Annotated in this window: 14 protein-coding genes and 1 riboswitch; of the genes, 9 read left to right on the top strand and 5 right to left on the bottom strand. The window is 65.3% G+C overall.

Annotated elements, in window-relative coordinates:
- Positions 1–78 precede the first annotated feature (78 nt).
- Both ACS5PK_RS13505 and ACS5PK_RS13500 read left to right on the top strand, forming a co-directional pair.
- Positions 79–1,137: a homocysteine S-methyltransferase family protein gene (locus ACS5PK_RS13505; RefSeq protein WP_439440774.1), complete on the top strand. Its 1,059-nt coding sequence runs from the start codon at positions 79–81 to the stop codon at positions 1,135–1,137.
- Positions 1,138–1,148: 11 nt separating this feature from the next.
- Positions 1,149–1,463 (top strand): hypothetical protein, encoded by a 315-nt coding sequence (locus tag ACS5PK_RS13500; RefSeq protein WP_439440773.1) that lies wholly within the window; start codon positions 1,149–1,151, stop codon positions 1,461–1,463.
- Positions 1,464–1,507: 44 nt separating this feature from the next.
- Here ACS5PK_RS13500 and ACS5PK_RS13495 read toward each other — a convergent pair whose 3' ends face one another.
- Positions 1,508–2,707 (bottom strand): HD-GYP domain-containing protein, encoded by a 1,200-nt coding sequence (locus ACS5PK_RS13495; RefSeq protein ID WP_439440772.1) that lies wholly within the window; start codon positions 2,705–2,707, stop codon positions 1,508–1,510.
- An 89-nt stretch (positions 2,708–2,796) separates the two neighbouring features.
- Positions 2,797–2,904, top strand: a riboswitch (S-adenosyl-L-homocysteine riboswitch).
- 83 nt (positions 2,905–2,987) lie between these two features.
- Here ACS5PK_RS13495 and metH point away from each other — a divergent pair.
- Positions 2,988–5,723 (top strand): methionine synthase, encoded by a 2,736-nt coding sequence (gene metH / locus ACS5PK_RS13490; RefSeq protein ID WP_439440771.1) that lies wholly within the window; start codon positions 2,988–2,990, stop codon positions 5,721–5,723.
- Between the two features lie 117 nt (positions 5,724–5,840).
- Positions 5,841–6,449, top strand: a complete 609-nt coding sequence (locus ACS5PK_RS13485; protein ID WP_439440770.1) for a glycine zipper 2TM domain-containing protein — start codon at positions 5,841–5,843, stop codon at positions 6,447–6,449.
- A 113-nt stretch (positions 6,450–6,562) separates the two neighbouring features.
- Here ACS5PK_RS13485 and ACS5PK_RS13480 read toward each other — a convergent pair whose 3' ends face one another.
- The 4 genes from ACS5PK_RS13480 to ACS5PK_RS13465 all read right to left on the bottom strand — a co-directional run bounded on the left by ACS5PK_RS13480 (position 6,563) and on the right by ACS5PK_RS13465 (position 10,276).
- On the bottom strand, positions 6,563–7,384 hold the full coding sequence (locus ACS5PK_RS13480) for an SPFH domain-containing protein (protein ID WP_439440769.1): 822 nt from the start codon (positions 7,382–7,384) through the stop codon (positions 6,563–6,565).
- A 9-nt stretch (positions 7,385–7,393) separates the two neighbouring features.
- On the bottom strand, positions 7,394–7,576 hold the full coding sequence (locus ACS5PK_RS13475; protein ID WP_439440768.1) for a hypothetical protein: 183 nt from the start codon (positions 7,574–7,576) through the stop codon (positions 7,394–7,396).
- A 131-nt stretch (positions 7,577–7,707) separates the two neighbouring features.
- On the bottom strand, positions 7,708–8,751 hold the full coding sequence (locus ACS5PK_RS13470; protein WP_439440767.1) for a Gfo/Idh/MocA family protein: 1,044 nt from the start codon (positions 8,749–8,751) through the stop codon (positions 7,708–7,710).
- Positions 8,752–8,944: 193 nt separating this feature from the next.
- Positions 8,945–10,276, bottom strand: coding sequence for a YifB family Mg chelatase-like AAA ATPase (locus tag ACS5PK_RS13465; protein WP_439440766.1), 1,332 nt, complete (start codon positions 10,274–10,276; stop codon positions 8,945–8,947).
- Between the two features lie 84 nt (positions 10,277–10,360).
- On the opposite strand from ACS5PK_RS13465, the gene ACS5PK_RS13460 reads away from it, so the two are divergent.
- From ACS5PK_RS13460 to ACS5PK_RS13440, 5 genes are all read left to right on the top strand, one after another.
- Positions 10,361–10,675 carry a hypothetical protein gene (locus tag ACS5PK_RS13460; RefSeq protein ID WP_439440765.1) on the top strand — a complete coding sequence of 105 codons (315 nt, stop codon included), beginning with the start codon at positions 10,361–10,363 and terminating at the stop codon, positions 10,673–10,675.
- A gap of 159 nt (positions 10,676–10,834) precedes the next feature.
- On the top strand, positions 10,835–12,193 hold the full coding sequence (locus tag ACS5PK_RS13455; RefSeq protein ID WP_439440764.1) for a hypothetical protein: 1,359 nt from the start codon (positions 10,835–10,837) through the stop codon (positions 12,191–12,193).
- A gap of 91 nt (positions 12,194–12,284) precedes the next feature.
- Entirely contained in the window at positions 12,285–14,417 is a 2,133-nt protein-coding gene (locus tag ACS5PK_RS13450; RefSeq protein ID WP_439440763.1) for a hypothetical protein, read from the top strand.
- Positions 14,417–14,971 (top strand): hypothetical protein, encoded by a 555-nt coding sequence (locus tag ACS5PK_RS13445; RefSeq protein WP_439440762.1) that lies wholly within the window; start codon positions 14,417–14,419, stop codon positions 14,969–14,971. Before ACS5PK_RS13450 ends, ACS5PK_RS13445 begins: the two co-directional genes overlap by 1 nt.
- Positions 14,972–14,984: 13 nt before the next feature.
- Positions 14,985–16,229 carry a tyrosine-type recombinase/integrase gene (locus ACS5PK_RS13440; RefSeq protein WP_439440761.1) on the top strand — a complete coding sequence of 415 codons (1,245 nt, stop codon included), beginning with the start codon at positions 14,985–14,987 and terminating at the stop codon, positions 16,227–16,229.
- Positions 16,230–16,474 lie beyond the last annotated feature (245 nt).

The following is a 16,474-nucleotide window of genomic DNA, read 5'->3' as shown; positions in this document are numbered from 1 at the left end:
GCCCCGGTGCGACGCTGGCTCAACCATTGACGAAGGCCGCCTGAGCAGGGATGCGGCTGGTTTTCTACAATCCCCCCCATGAACGCCCCCACCGCCCCCCGCTACACCCGTGGCAGCGCCTTGCCGGCCCTGCTGAAGCAACGCATCGTGATCCTGGACGGGGCGATGGGCACCATGATCCAGCGCTACAAGCTCACCGAGGCTGATTTCCGCGGCACGCGCTTTGCTGATCATCCCAAGGATCTCAAGGGCAACAACGACCTGCTGGTGCTGACCCGGCCTGACGTGATCAGCGAGATCCACGAGAAGTACCTCGCCGCCGGCTCGGACATCATCGAGACCAACACCTTCGGCACCACCTCGGTGGCCCAGGAAGACTACGGCCTGCAGGCCTTCGCCTACGAGATGAACGTGGCCGCCGCCCGCCTGGCACGCGCCGCCTGCGACAAGTACAGCACCCCTGACAAGCCCCGCTTCGCCGCCGGCGCCCTGGGCCCCACACCGCGCACGGCTTCCATCAGCCCTGATGTAAACGACCCCGGTGCCCGCAACGTCGACTTCGACACCCTGCGCGCCGCCTACTACGAGCAGGCCCGAGGCTTGCTGGAGGGCGGGGTGGACCTGTTCCTGGTCGAGACCATCTTCGACACGCTCAATGCCAAGGCCGCGCTTTTCGCCCTGGATGAGCTGATGGAAGCGACGGGCGAGCGCCTGCCGGTGATCATCTCCGGCACCGTGACCGACGCTTCGGGCCGCATCCTCTCCGGCCAGACCGTGACCGCCTTCTGGCACTCGGTGCGCCATGCCAAGCCCCTGGCCATAGGCCTGAACTGCGCCCTGGGTGCCACGCTGATGCGGCCCTACATCGAGGAACTGGCCAAGGCCGCGCCCGAGACCGCCATCAGCTGCTATCCCAATGCCGGCCTGCCCAACCCGATGAGCGACACCGGCTTCGACGAGACACCGGACGTCACCGGCCGCCTGATGGCCGAGTTCGCGCAGGCCGGCTTCCTGAACATCGCCGGCGGCTGCTGCGGCACCACGCCCGAGCACATCGCGGCCATCGCGTCCAAGGTCTCGGCCTACCAGCCGCGGGCCTGCGGACACAAGCTCTTCAGCGGGCTGGTCGCCGCGTGAGCTGCCGAGCCATGCCCTGGGCGCGAGCCGGCTTCGTCGCCGGCCTCTACCTGACGCTGTGCGGTCTGGCCTCTGCCGCGGGCCTGCAGCCGGTGGAGGAGGCCATCAAGCCGCTGCAGCAGCGCCTGGCGCTCATCGACCGCGAAATGCGGCCCCTGCAATCCATCGTGAATCGGGGGCCGGCGCCTGGGGAGCGGCCCCAGGCCTTGCGTGACCGGGCCCGTGCCTGGGCGCGTCTGCAGGATCTCATGGAGGAGCAGTCCCGCCTCAATGAAGAGATTGCGCAGGCCCGGCAGGCGGCCGAGGACCCCTTGCGCCTCTACTGATGCGGCGCGCCGACCGTTGAGCGCCACCGGGAGGCGGGCGTGGCTCAGCTGGCGGTCTTGAGCAGCTTCTCCATGTTGATCACGAGCTTGAGCTCGTGCGGCGCCAGGCTGGCGGCAACCGCCTGCGCCTGCAGGCGCGTGTCGCGCGCGACGGGCCCACTCAAGGGGGCGCCGCTCTTGCCGATCAGGGCAGCCACCAGCGGCTCGGTGGCGCTGTGGCCGCGTCTTGCCACGATGCCCAGCTCGCCATTGGCCAGCCGCACCAGGCTGCCTGGCGGGTAGAGGCCCACGGCCTTGATCACGGCGGCGCCTGCCTCGTCGGGCTGCTGCAGCTCGTCCAGGTAGATGGCTCGCACGGCGGCCGCGCCGGACAGGGCCTTGCGGCTGCGGCGCGGGCTGAGCCGGGCGCCGAAGATGTCGATGCGGCGCAGCACGCGGGCCAACTGGTCCACCGCCACGCGCCCTGCCAGGGCGCCGGGGCCGGCTTCGTGGTGCAGGCGCACGGCGCCCAGCCACAGTTCGTCATGAACGCCCAGCTCGCGCAGCAGCTGGGCGCTGCGGTCCCCGTGCTCGCGCAGCTCCACGCGCTGGCGTTCGCTGGGCTTGTCCTCCTGCGCGGCCAGCCGGTCCTGCAGCAGCGTGGTGCTGAGATTCATGGTCAGCGCTGCGTTGTGCAGGGCGCGCGAACCTTCCTCGGCCCAGCCCAGTTGGCGGGCCACCAGGTCCGCGACCAGCAGGCACAGCACGGCGTGGCGGGCGCTGTAGCGCTGGAAGTCCTGGGACGCGTCGTGGACCAGGAGGGTCAGCACCGCGTCTGGTCGCTGGCGGAATCGCTGCAGGGCTTCCTCGCGGAGGGTTTCCAATCGGCCAAGGAAGTCTTCGCGAGGGTCCTTGAGCAGGCTGTGGGCGCGCAGGTGCAGGTCGGTCCAGAAGACTGGTTCGCTGAGCTCAGCGACGGTGCGCTGGGGCCGTTCGACGCGGTAGTCGGCCTCGACCTTCACGATACTGGCCAGAGAGGCGCCCTGCATCATCAGGGTGTCCATCTTGTGGACCAGGGCCTTCTGGTATTCCTTGGTTTCATGGGCCAGCACCCAGGCGCCGCGCTGGATCAGGGCCTGGACCTGGGGGGTGTTCTGCAGGGTCTGGCCGGCCGCGAACAGCAGATGACCCTCGGCGTCGCGCACCGAGAAGGTCAGCACCTGGCCGATGCGCAGGCTGTGAGGAGGAAGGGGGACGAGTTCCACGATCAGGAATTATTTCGACGCGGCGCAGTATGGTCTTGAGCCAGGACGTGAAAGCCGCGCGTAAACCCTGCGAGTGCGTAAAATCCGGCACGTTCGAGGAGCGTTGCGACGCCCCGACCGGCGTCCGCCGGTCAGCGCCAGGCTCGAACCCGGTGGCCCAGGAACTGGGGCTGCCCTGCCAACGACGCTCACCGAGTCCCCAATCCCTGGCGGCCGAGGTGAGTCCTGCCCCGGCCCCCTGCAGCAAGAAGGCTGCAGCTTTCGCATCGCCGAGGTCCCCATGTCCACACCGTCCAGCACCGTCGTCCAGCCCATGAAGCTCTCGGGCCTGGAGCCCGTGGAGATCGGCCAGGGCACGCTCTTCGTCAACGTGGGCGAGCGCACCAATGTGACCGGCTCCAAGGCCTTCGCCCGCATGATCCTGGAGGGGCGCTACGAGGACGCGTTGTCCGTGGCCCGCCAGCAGGTGGAGAACGGCGCGCAGATCATCGACATCAACATGGACGAGGCCATGCTGGACAGCAAGGCCGCCATGGTGCGCTTCCTCAACCTCATCGCCTCCGAGCCCGAGATCGCGCGCGTGCCCATCATGATCGACTCCTCCAAGTGGGAGGTGATCGAGGCCGGGCTGAAGTGCATCCAGGGCAAGGGCATCGTCAACTCCATCTCGCTGAAGGAAGGCGAGGCCGAGTTCAAGCGCCAGGCCACGCTGGTGCGTCGCTACGGCGCCGCGGCCGTGGTGATGGCCTTCGACGAAAAGGGCCAGGCCGACACCTTCCAGCGCAAGACCGAGATCTGCCAGCGCGCCTACCGCATCCTGGTGGAGGAGGTGGGCTTCGCGCCCGAGGACATCATCTTCGACCCCAACATCTTCGCCATCGCCACCGGCATCGAGGAGCACGACAACTACGCCGTCGACTTCATCGAGGCCACGCGCTGGATCAAGGCCAATCTGCCCGGCGCCAAGGTCTCGGGCGGGGTGTCCAACGTCTCCTTCAGCTTCCGCGGCAACGACCCGGTGCGCGAGGCCATCCACACCGTCTTCCTCTACCACGCCATCCAGGCGGGCATGGACATGGGCATCGTCAATGCCGGCATGGTGGGCGTCTATGACGAGCTGGAGCCCGTGCTGCGCGAGCGGGTCGAGGATGTGGTGCTCAACCGCCGCCCGGACGCGGGCGAGCGCCTCATCGAGGTTGCCGAGAGCGCCAAGGGCGCGGCCAAGGACGACAGCGCCCGCCTGGCCTGGCGTGCCGGTACGGTCGAGGAGCGGCTCTCGCACGCTCTGGTGCATGGCATCACCGACTTCATCACCGAGGACACCGAGGAATGCTGGCAGGCCATACGCGCCAGCGGCGGCCGGCCCCTGCACGTGATCGAGGGCCCGCTGATGGCCGGCATGAACATCGTGGGGGACCTCTTCGGCCAGGGCAAGATGTTCCTGCCCCAGGTGGTCAAGAGCGCCCGCGTGATGAAGCAGGCCGTGGCCCACCTCGTGCCCTATATCGAGGAGGAAAAGCGCCAGCTCGCCGCTGCGGGTGGGGATGTCAAGCCCAAGGGCAAGATCGTCATCGCCACCGTCAAGGGCGATGTGCACGACATCGGCAAGAACATCGTCACCGTGGTCCTGCAGTGCAACAACTTCGAGGTGGTGAACATGGGCGTGATGGTCCCCTGCCAGGACATCCTCGCCCGCGCCAAGGTGGAAGGGGCGGACATCATCGGCCTGTCCGGCCTGATCACGCCGAGCCTGGAGGAGATGCAGCACGTTGCCGCCGAGATGCAGCGCGACGAGTACTTCCGCATGAAGAAGATCCCCCTGCTCATCGGCGGCGCCACCTGCAGCCGGGTGCACACGGCGGTGAAGATCTCGCCGCACTACGAGGGCCCGGTGGTCTACGTCCCTGATGCGTCGCGCTCGGTGGGCGTGTGTTCGGATCTGCTGTCCGACGAGCGCGCCACGCGCTTCATCGACGAGCTCAAGGCCGACTACGACAAGGTCCGCGACCTGCATGCCAGCAAGAAGCAGACGCCGCTGGTGAGCCTGGCCCAGGCCCGCGCCAACAAGCAGCGCCTGGACTTTGCCGCCTACACCCCGCCCGTGCCCAAGTTCCTGGGCCGCCGCGAGCTGCGCAATGTCGACCTCGCCGAGCTGGCGTCCTGCATTGACTGGGGTCCCTTCTTCCAGACCTGGGACCTGGCCGGCCCCTTCCCGGCCATCCTCAAGGACGAGATCGTGGGCACCGAGGCACAGCGCGTGTTCAGCGACGGCAAGCGCATGCTGCAGCGCCTCATCGACGGTCGCTGGCTCACCGCCAACGCGGTCTTCGGCCTCTACCCGGCCGCGCAGGTGAATGACGACGACATCGAGATCTACCGCGACGAATCCCGCAGCGAGGTGCTGATGACCTGGCGCGGCCTGCGCATGCAGTCGGAGCGGCCGGTGGTGGATGGCGTGATGCGCCCCAACCGCTGCCTGGCCGATTTCATCGCACCCAAGGGAAGCGTGCCCGACTACGTGGGACTCTTTGCCGTCACCGCCGGCCTCGGCTGCGACAAGAAGGAAGCGCAGTTCCTGGCCGACCATGACGACTACTCCGCCATCATGCTCAAGGCCCTGGCTGACCGCCTGGCCGAGGCCCTGGCCGAGCGCTTGCACCAGCGCGTGCGCAAGGAGTTCTGGGGCTATGCGGATGAAGAACAACTGGACAACGAGGCCCTGATCGCCGAGCAGTACCGCGGCATCCGCCCTGCGCCCGGCTATCCCGCCTGCCCGGATCACCTCGTCAAGAAAGACCTCTTCCGCGTGCTGGCCCCCGAGGCCATCGGCATGGGCCTGACCGAATCCATGGCCATGACACCGGCCGCCAGTGTCAGCGGCTTCTACTTCGCCCACCCTGAGGCCAGCTACTTCAACGTTGGCCGCATCGGCGAGGACCAGCTGAAGGACTGGGCCGCCCGCTGCGCCCTCGACGAAGCTGCCGCCCAGCGCGCGCTGGCGCCCCTGCTGGGCTGAGGTCCGCGGCGGAACGCTCTCTTACAACTGTGACCGGTTCGCTTGTCGGCCGAATCGGCTCGCGTGGCATTCTTGGTAAGCGGCCCGTCCCTTCTGTGGCGCGGCTCGCGGAGCCTCATGAAAATACCTTTCTCTTCCAGTCAAATCGTTGCCGGCGTGCTGGGCGCCGGCGTCCTGCTGGCCGGTGCCTTTGCCGTGGGCCGGGCCTCTTCGCCCGCAGTGGCGCCGACCTCGGTGGCCGCTCCCGTCGCGGATAGCGATGCCGGCAGCAGCCCGCAGCCGCCGCTCAAGCAGGCCGCAGCCGATGCCCGCTCTGCGCCAGGCACCGTCAAGGCTGCCGAGCCGGGCCGCCCGCCCGCCACCTCGGCCTCGTCCAGCCCCGCGCTGTGCGGCGAGTGCGCGCGCGTGGTCGAGGTCCATGAGGAAACCCGCCAGGGCAAGGCCAGCGGCATCGGCGCCGTGGGCGGCGCGGTGCTGGGTGGCCTCCTGGGCAATCAGGTGGGCGGAGGCACTGGCAAGAAGATCGCCACCATCGGCGGCGCCGTGGCGGGCGGCTATGCCGGCAACGAGATCGAGAAGCGCCAGAAGTCGCACCGTGTCTGGATCGTGCGCCTGAGTCATGCCGATGGCAGCACCCAGCGGCTGGAGCAGGGCCAGGATCCCGGCCTGCGTGCCGGTGACGTCGTGGTGGTGCGGGACGGGCGTATCGAGCGCCGCGAGCGCTGAGTCACCGCCCTTCCATGAACGGCAAAGGCGGCCTGTCGGCCGCCTTTGTCTTGCCGCCTCGCTGGGGGCGGGACTGGCTCAGGTCCTGAGCCAGTCAGGCTCGTCGCCGCTGTTCAGCGGCTGTTGGCGTTGACGATGCCCTTGAAGTCGTAGGGCACGACGATGGTGTTCACCTTGCCCGCCGCGATGCCTTCGGCGATCTTCAGCTGGGCCTGGGCATTCATGTACTCGATGGCCTTGCTGTTGGCATTGAGCGCGGCAATGCGCTCGGCCTCCTTCTTGGCCGTCTCCACCTCGATCTCCTTGGCCCGCAGCGCGTTCTGCGCGGTGACCACGGCATTGGCCGAGGCGATGATGTCGTCCGCCGGCAGCACATTGCGCACCTGCACCAGGCTGACGGTCAGGGCCTGGTCCAGCTTCTCCGAGGCCAGGGTCTCGGTGACGATGCGCTTGATCTCCTGCTCGATCTTCTGGCGGTTGTCTGCCACCGAGAGGGCCTTGTACTCACGCACGGCCTTGTAGGCGGCGTTGTTGGCCACCGTGGTCATGTAGCTGTGCATGAGGATCCAGTCGCGCTCGTCCCTGTTGAAGGTGTGGAAGCTGCGGCTCTTGCTGCCCCACAGGTCGGACACGCTGCTGGGGCTGATGGAGTAGACCAGCGTCAGGTCGAAGTCCTTGAGCGTGCTGTTGTCCGAGGTGAGCGGGTTCTTGTTGTCCAGGACGACGGCGATGTCGCGCACCGGGAAGGTCAGCACCTCGCCGAACAGGGTCTGGTTGAAGCTGCCGGGCATCAGCTCGGCGCCGCTGATCTGCTTGTCGATGCCCACGCGCAGGCCGACCTCGCCGGTCTCGATGCGTGTGCAGGCGCTCAGTGCGGCCGCGGCCAGCAGCAGGCCCAGGGTCACGGGGCGGATACGTCTCTCTTGTGCTTTCATGGTTCCCTCTCAGAAGAAATGAATCGTCGCTGCGGCCAGGACGCCCGCCAGCACGGCGCCGATGCCCGCCCAGCGCAGCCACTGCAGCCAGGCGATGGCCTGGCGTCGGCTCAGCGATCGCAGCCACATCAGCAGGCCCAGGCAGGCCAGCCACAGCATCAGCAGTACCAGCCATGCTCGCAGCAGGCTCATGGCAGTGTCCCTCGCAGTTTTTTCTGCGCGCATCATTCCACAAGCCCGCGGCCTGGACGGTCTTCATTCCGCCGTGCCGCGTTCGGCCAGCCTTGCCTGTAGGGTCGCAGCCACAGCGGACGGCCCGGGGCTCAGGGCAGGGGAGGGGCTGGCTCGAAGGGGTAGCGCACGCCCAGCTGCGCGCGGATGCGGTCCATCCAGCCGAGGATGGCCAGGGACTCGGTGTGCCGCATGCGCGGGCTTTCGATGATGCCGGCCCGGATGCAGGCCTGCGCCTCCTCGATCTCTCCCTCGAAGCCGTTGATGCGCCAAGGGGCGTCCACCCACTGCTCGGCCTGGCCCTGAGGGCGCAGGACCAGTTGCTGGCTTTCCCAGAAGTTGCGCGGCAGGCTGATGGAGCCGCGCTCGCCCAGGATGGTCAGCGCATTGGGCGCGCTGGCATCCAGGCCGCAGAGGAACTGCGCCATGACCCCGCCCTCGAAGCCCAGCAGGCCTTGCACCCGCAGGTCCACGCCGGTGGGCGCCAGCAGGCCTTGGACGTCCAGACGCTGAAGCTCGGGGACGTGGCCCAGGGCCTGCTCCAGCACCCATCGCGTTGCGGTGAGGTTGTAGAGGCCGATGTCCAGCAGGGCGCCGCCGGCCAGCGCCGGGTCGAAGAGTCGGCTGTGGGGATCGTAGGGGGCCGGGAAGCAGAAGCTCGATTCGAGGGCCCGCAGCGGGCCGATGGCCTGGGCCCGCAAGCAGCTGCCCAGCACCTCGTAGGCTGGGAGGAAGCGCGTCCAGACGGCCTCCATCAGGAAGACGCCGCGTTCGCGCGCCAGTGCCACCAGGGCCTCACCCTCGGCGCGGCAGGGCACCAGCGGCTTCTCGCAGAGTACGGGCTTGCCGGCCAGCAAGGCGGCTCGGACGGGGGCGCCGTGCTGGGCGTGGGGGGTGGCGATGTAGACGGCGTCGACGGCCGGGTCGGCCAGCAGGGCGCTCAGGTCGGGGCTGACACGCGGTGCGCCGGCCGGGTCGGGCCACTGGTCCTGGCACTGATGGGCAAAGGCCGTGGCGCGCGCTGCGTCGCGACCGTGAATGGCGACGAGGCGGCTGCCGGGCAGGGCGCTGAGGGCGTGGGCAAAGCGCCGCGCGATCTTGCCGGGGCCGACGAGGGCCCAGCCGAAGGTCTTCATGGGGAGGCGTCCATGGGGCGGGTGCGGGGTGCGGGTGCGGGGCGCCGTGGGCCTGGGAGTCCCGGATCGTCGCTCGTGGGCATTGTGTCCCAGGCTTCACGCGGGCTGGATACAAGCGGGTTTCAGGCAGCAGACCTGCGCCCCTGCGCCCCTGCGCGCGGCCGCTCGCGGGCGGCGCCTGGCGCCCGGCGTCTCAGGCCCTCGCCAGCGCCCGCCGCAGCTGCACCGCCTCGGCCACATGGGCCTTCTGGATGGTGTTTTCCCCGGACAGGTCGGCAATGCTGCGCGCCACCCGCAGCAGGCGGTGCTGGGCGCGAGCGGACCAGCCCAGCGCGGCGATGCTGCGCTCCAGCAGGGCCTGGGCCGCCGCATCGGCCTGGGCGTGGCGGTCCAGCTGGGGTGGGCTCAGTTGGGCGTTGGTGCAGTCCTGCCGGGCGTGCTGGCGCTCGCGGGCCTGCTGCACCCGCCGGGCCACGGTGGTGCTGTCGTCACCGTCCGCGGCGGCGGCGAGCAGCTCGGGCGGCAGGGCGGGTACCTCCACCATCATGTCGATGCGGTCCAGCAAGGGGCCGCTGAGCCGACCCTGGTAGCGGGCGACTTGGTCGGGTGTGCAGCGGCACTGGCGCGCCCCGGACTGCCCATGGAAGCCGCAGGCGCAGGGGTTCATGGCGGCCACCAAGTGGAAGCGGGCGGGGAATTCCGCCTGGCGCGCGGCCCGGGCGATGAGGATGCGGCCGGTCTCCAGGGGCTCGCGCAGGGCCTCCAGGGCGCTGCGATGGAATTCGGGGAGCTCATCCAGAAACAGAACCCCCTGGTGGGCCAGCGAAATCTCGCCGGGGCGCGGCGGCGAGCCGCCGCCCACCAGGGCCACGGCCGAGGCGCTGTGATGCGGCGCGCGCAGGGGCCGCCGGCCCCAGGCGGCGGGGCGGAACTGGCCGGCCAGACTCAGAGTGGCGGCGCTTTCCAGGGCCTGGGCTTCGTCCATGGCTGGCAGCAGGCCGGCCAGGCGCTGGGCCAGCATGGATTTGCCGGAGCCCGGGGGGCCCACCAGCAGCAGGCTGTGCCCACCGGCCGCCGCGATCTCCAGGGCCCGCTTGGGGACGGCCTGCCCCTTGATGTCCCGCAGGTCCAGGGGAGCGTCGTCTGCCGAGTGGCACGTGGCCTGTGCCGGCCCGTCGGCTCTGGGCAGGGGTTCCTGCGAGTGCGGTAGCAGGGCCCGAACCACGTCCAGCAGATGGCCGGCCTGGCGCACGTCCACCCCGCCCACCAGTGCGGCCTCGGCCGCGCTGCCCGGTGGCAGCAGGAGCTGGCGCGGCAGGGCCTGCTGGCGCAGGGCCAGGGCCATGGCCAGGGCGCCGCGCACCGGCCGCAGCTCACCGGCCAGGGACAGCTCGCCTGCGCATTCCAGGCAAGCCAGGGGGCCCGCCTCGATCTGGCCGCTGGCGGCCAGCAATCCCAGGGCGATGGGGAGGTCGAAGCGTGCGCCTTCCTTGGGCAGGTCTGCCGGGGCCAGGTTGACCGTCATGCACTATGTAGGATTTACGTTCGTGCTGGGTAGCCGCCTCATGGGTGAAGAGCTTCCAGGGCTTACCATGAACGTGAGGGATAGATGGTCAAAAAGATCACTCTGAAGTTTTACTCAAAACGCTACGGCCGAATCACCCTCAAGGATGTTGACGTCGCATTCGACGACTGGCAACCCGTGGTGATGAACTGGCTGTGGCCGGCGCTAGAGCAGTTCGCAATCGACACCGATCTTGAACCGACCCACCTCACGACGTGGGACGTACTGTCATTCGGGCTTCCTGGACTGGCCGAAGTGCCAAGTTGGAGCGCGTTCGCAAAAATTCCAATCCAGGCCTTGGAAATGGAGAACGTGCGAGACCTCTACATGGACATCGACGACACGTTCCATAGGCTTTGAGGACAGGATCGAGGGGCGCTGCGCTCGGCAACGACGCGGAAGTTCCTCAGCAACCACCTTCTCGAGCTGCGACCGGACGGCGCTCTGGCGCGCGCCAGCATGGCGTTTCGGCCTAAGGGCCGCGGGGACCATACGCCGAGGCCTTTGATCAGCGACGGCGTGCGCTACGAGGATGGAGAGGCCAAGGACGCGCCGCTCGGCGCTTTACCCCACGCAAATCCCAAGGAACTCAAGGAACTGCAGCTCAAGCGAATGCACGCGGACCTTGATGCGATCTCAGACGCTTGCTGTCGCGAACTCGACACGTACTACAGGGCGTGTTCAGTCCAAGACGCAATCCTTGCCGAGGATTGGAGTCCCGCGTTCGTTCAAGCGCTCCTCGACAACCTGCCCAAGACGGGGCTCATTGATCACGTCCGGGCGCTCAGCGCCGACCAACGTCGGGCGCTCGTAGCGCACTACCTACAAGTCGACAGCAGATTGGAAACGCCGTTTGAGGCCGCCCGCAACAAAGGCGGTGCCGTCCTTGCCCCTGAGCTCGCAGAGCGAATGGGCATCGAGCCGCTGGATCTGCAACGATGTCTTCGATATCGCTACTACCCCCACCAGACAGTTCTGATCGCGGCGATCGTCTTGATTCAGCTTGCGACGGCGTGGAACGTGGGAGCAGTAATTGAGCTGAGGAAGAAGGACGTGCGCCCGCTGCCCGCCGGCGGATTTCTGATCCAGTCGGTAAAGGACAAGACGGGCGACGACACGCCAATGGTCCTCATTGAGGGTCATGACAACCCTGCTGCGCGGGCGCTCCGCTTGGTGCTGGACCGGCTTGAGCACTTGGTGCGGCGCGGCTGGGCCGATGTCGAGGAGCAATGCCTATGGCTGAGTTCAGAGAGCAACTTCGAAGCCAGCCGAGGCCAGCCCATCTCCAACCTTCAAAAACCACTGAAGACGATTCGAGACCGGTACGGGCTGCCGTACTTCTCGTTCGAGATGATCCGTACCCAAAAGCTGACCGTGGTCAGTGTTGAGGAAGGTCCGATCGCCGCAGCGGAGCTTGCGGGCCACAGCACCTTCGCGACCATTGGCGACTACATCGACCATCTGATCACCCGCCGGATCAATTCGTCGATCAACTTGGAATTCCAGCGTCGGTGGGAAGTGGAGGTCGCGGCGCGGATCACGATGAAGCCCGTGGGCATTCCCTTGATGCCGATCGGAGACGGCACGTCCTGCCTGGATCCATCAACACCCTCCGACGACGCCTGGCTGAGCGGTGGAGTCTGCGATGGCGCGCATTGCCACGAAGACGGCGGATGCCCAAATCGGAAGCTCGTCATTGATCGGGAGCGGGTCGAAGAAGCCGTGCTCACGCGCCGCTACTACGACGCCAACTGGAACCGTCTGTACGCAGAGAACCCGAAAGCCTTTGCAGAGATTCATGTCCCAAGGCTGGAATTCAACATGTACTTGGTTGAGTACCTCAAGAAGGGCCCTTACCGGCATCTGATCAATGGCTAAGCGCAAAACACCTTACATCCCGTCATCCGAGCGGGAGGTGCCTGACGACACTCCACGAGTCACAGCGTATGGGTACGAAATCAGGTGTCGGATGCTGACCTTCAAGGATGACGTCGTTGGGGTGGGCCTCAAGTTTCCGGAGAACCACGAAACGGGCGAAAGGACGATCGACTTAGCAACTGCGTACCTGCCGCCGAATCGGCTACATCCAACGGTCACGCTTCTCAAAGATCGCCCAGATCTCGCCCGTGTGGTTGTCGCAGTCATCGATACCTACGTGCTGAGGCAGCAAGACACGAAGAGCACGGCCACTACCGCCGTCACCCTGGGGCGAACGGTCATCCGCGCGCTTGAGTACTTCTGGCTCCATGAGATTTACCACCTCAAGTGGGTGACGCCCGGCCACTGGGAAGCACTGCTCGACAAGTTCGTGAAGGGTGGCTGGTACCTTGCGTTAGATCTTGAACGCCGCGCTTCGGTCATTGACCTGAGAACCCTTGCGTTATCTAGAAGAAGAAAGAAACAAGGGGTCATTGAGTACAGCTGCGAAAGCCTGCTCGCAGCGATGGGCGCCAATGTGGGGCCGGGCCAGGTACGGATTGAGTACCGTCGAGGTGATGTGCACGGTCAGCTTCACAGGACGCGCGCAGATGAGTTGCCCGGTGTCAAAAGCATCAGCGCGTTAATCACTCAACTAAATAATCTGGTTGAGCTCCCGAAAGATATGCGCGCGCTCTGCGTGGCGCATCCGAAGCCATACGCCTTCGCAGAATCGGCAGCAGCCGCCGCCCAGAATCGCACTGAGAACTTCGATCCAGCCCAGCTCGCAGCTTTGATGTGCGAGGCCTATCGCTGGGTATCCATCTACTCGGACCCAATCGTCAAACTCGTCGGCTACGTCTATTCAGACCTGACCCCATACGAGCAGGAGGAGGTCGACGAATCGAGAATGCTGAGGCTACTGGAGGCGCCAGAAGCCCGGCAACTTGAACAGCTGCTCGGTTTCCGCGTCGCTACCGTGGCCAGACTTGGTGACTGGCAGCGCGGTCTCGGTCTGCTTGGTCTCGTGCGGACGCTCCTGGCGGCATGCTTTGTGCTGTTGGGGGTCTTCAATGGGCGTCGGAAGGACGAGGTCGCTTCGAAGGCCACGGGCCTTTATGCAGATGCCTTCGAGTGCATCGATGAGGAACTGAGCCTCTTCCAGTCCTACTTCTACTGCGAGAAGACGATCAGCGACTATCGCCAGTTTTACATCAATGAGATCTCCTTCAAGGCGCTCAAGACGGCCAAGGCCATCTCTGACATTGCTTGGAGTGAAGCGGGGCGCAACGGAGGGCAACAGCAGACAGGCCGGATGAGGAAGGTGTTCTGCATGCCGCCGAGAGGTCGAGAAGACGTGCCCACTTGGTACGACTACTCGTCCGATCCAGGGATTGGACTCTTATGTGAGCGCGCAACTGGCTCTGGGAGCGACATTGCACCTAACTCGCACATGTTTAGGCGGGCGTACGCCGTGGTCTTCCACTATCGCTATGAGAACGCGGACCTGTACGCGCTTTCCCAACAACTGGCGCACTTCGACTTGGCGATGACCCTGCACTATGTGCTCGAGGGCCCAAGCCGTGCTCTTGCGCATCACGCGGCGAAGCTGTGGGGCGACGGCGGCGAATCGAAGAAGGCAAGGGCCGCGCAGGCTGCTGAGCTGGCAGCGGAGGTCAAGGAATACGGCCGCGTTAAGCTGCATGACGACGTGCTGGAGATCCTGCAAGGCGGCGCCTCCGTAGCCGGCGGGTTTGCACGCCTTGTGCAGCGATTCGCGCGCAAGATGCTCGGACGGATCAGCTACGACGACGCTGATCTAAAGGTGGCAGCAAAGAAGGTGTCGAGCGTGCTGATCGACAGGGGACATTCGGTGATCCCGTTCCGCCACGGCAACTGCAACGCCGGCGGGCCCAAACCTGGTGCACGGTGTTTCCGGCGCGGGCAGTTGGCTCGCGAGCTCGCGTCCCCGACGGTGTGCGGATCCTGTCCATATCACCAGATGAAGAAGACGCATCGAGTCGCCGTTGAGGATGACCTCAGCAGGCAGCGTGAACGTCTTTCGCAGCGCCCGGCATCGCTTCAGACCAGCGCTGAACAAAAGGCGCTAGAGGCTACAGAGCAACTGGTGGCCTTCTATCGGAAGAAGGCGCAACCCGAGCCGGCGTCAATGGGGGGCGAGTGATGGCCAAGCCAAAAGTGGCATTCGCGAATGCGGACGAGGGGCGAGTCAACATCGAGCGCAAGCTCAAACGCCTGGCCACCATGTTGAAGGATGGGACGCTAACCGAAGATGCGCCGACGAGCCTGAACAAGTTCAACAAGTGGGTCTTCACAGGCGCTAGCGCCGAAGAATCGTTTGCGAGTAATGCGCATGACACGCTGAGGAAGCACGGCTCACTTCAGAAAGACGCAAAAGCCCTCACCGACCTTGTGAAAGCGGCGGCAAACCCAACACCGCCAGTTCGAGAGCTCTCGGTAAATCGTTCTCGCGAGCGGGTGAAGGTACACCTGCAGTTGCGTCAGATCGCCGAACGGCACGCGCTTCAATTGACATCCGAGAACGGAGAGCTTCGGCGCCAGATCGTGGCATTGAATTCCACGGTCGACTCCATGGTCGAAGAGCTCACGGCGATCCGCGAAGCTTACGAGGAAGCTCTGCAGGAACTCAGGTCTCGAAATGCCGACTTGGTCCGGTCGACGCCTTCGAACGTTAGGGTGCTTCGCAAGGATGTCTAACCCTCGCTACATCGTGTCTGAGGTTCCCGTGCAGGAGGGATGCCCAGCCTTTCTGGTCTATGACCTGGAGAAGGATTGCATCCTTCGCGAACTTACCGACTACGCGACCTATCAGATCGATGAGCGTGGCAACTCATCGCTGACGGTTGGTCAGGGGCTGCACCACCTCGTCGAGTTCTGGACATTTCTGCAGAACGAGGGTACCCCTCTCCGGTCCGTATCCAATGCGACGATTCGCAAGTTCAAGGCAGAGAACTTCAAGAAGGTCAAGAAATCAAAGGCACATCGCGGCGGCGACGATCAAGCTAAGAAGACCGTGAACGTCAAGCTCGAGCGGATCTATCAATGGATCGTGTGGCTCCAAGAGACCGGGCGGGTGCCGGTTGGGACGATCGGCCGCCGAGGGCTGGTCGTTGCGATCATCGAATCAAAGGTGGTGCGAAAGCGTAGTGGCGGAAGGTGGGTTGCGGGGAGCGAAAAGAAGTATCCGCTGCTCTTTAAGGTTGGGAAGCGCAACGCCAAGCACAACGCGGCAGGATCGGTGGTCACGGACAAAGATGTGAGTGACCTCATGGCCTACTTCAGCGAGCGGTTTGATCCATTCGTCGCACAGCGCAACAGTCTCTTCGCCGACATTGCGGAGTCGGCTGGATTTCGTCGTGGGTCCATCTGCTCACTTCGCATAGATCAATTCGATATGAGCGAGATTGAAACGGCGGAGGGCGAATACCTTGTGCGGCCTCCCAAGCAGAAGCTCAGCTACACAAAGACGTTCGGCATTGAGCTAGCCCTGGCCTATCGAATCTGTGAGTTCATCGAGAACTACTGGAAGCCTTGGGTCATGGAGCACAAGGTTCTGAAGTCGGTACATAAGAATGCGCTTTTTCTCTCGGAGAAGACGGGCAAGCCCATCCTTGAGAGATCGATGACCCAGGTAATCTCACGAGCGTTCAGGTCGCTCGGCTTCGACAAAGGCATCGGACCTCATATCTTGCGAGGCAAATTCGCTTCGACCTTCGTCGACGAGGAACTCGCTGAACGGCGTGAACTCGGCCTCGACACAAGCAACAGGTCAATTGCCGCGGCCGCCGCAATGAAGCTTGGACATGACGATCCAGATCAGTTCTATGGCTACGCGTCATCGAGCCAAGCCAGGCTTGCGCGGATTGCCAGAGAGGGTCGTCTGGCCGAGTTGAAAGCCCTTCGCGACGAGGTTAAAACACTCAGAGAGCAGGTGAGACAGCTATCTGGTGTTTGACGTCCCCAGATGTGCTTTGCGCTCGTGTGCTCATCGTCATACCGCCTACTGATTAGCAACCAATCTCCGCAGGCTCACGCTATGAGCCAGTCAGACGCGAGAGTGCAAGAAGCCGCACATCTGTAAGCGTCCTGGCATGTCATGTTGATCCGCTGAGCCGCGCCTAGGATGCTCGTATCCATCAACGACTTGATGGGTACGTACGCACTATGGAGCAAGCAGCGCCAGGCCGCCGTCGCCGAGTT

It is taken from the genome of Roseateles sp. DB2 (genome assembly GCF_051857535.1).
Taxonomy (GTDB): Bacteria; Pseudomonadota; Gammaproteobacteria; order Burkholderiales; family Burkholderiaceae_C; genus Roseateles_B.
Note: the sequence above shows the minus strand (reverse complement) of the source record. Positions and strands in the feature narration are given on the sequence as shown.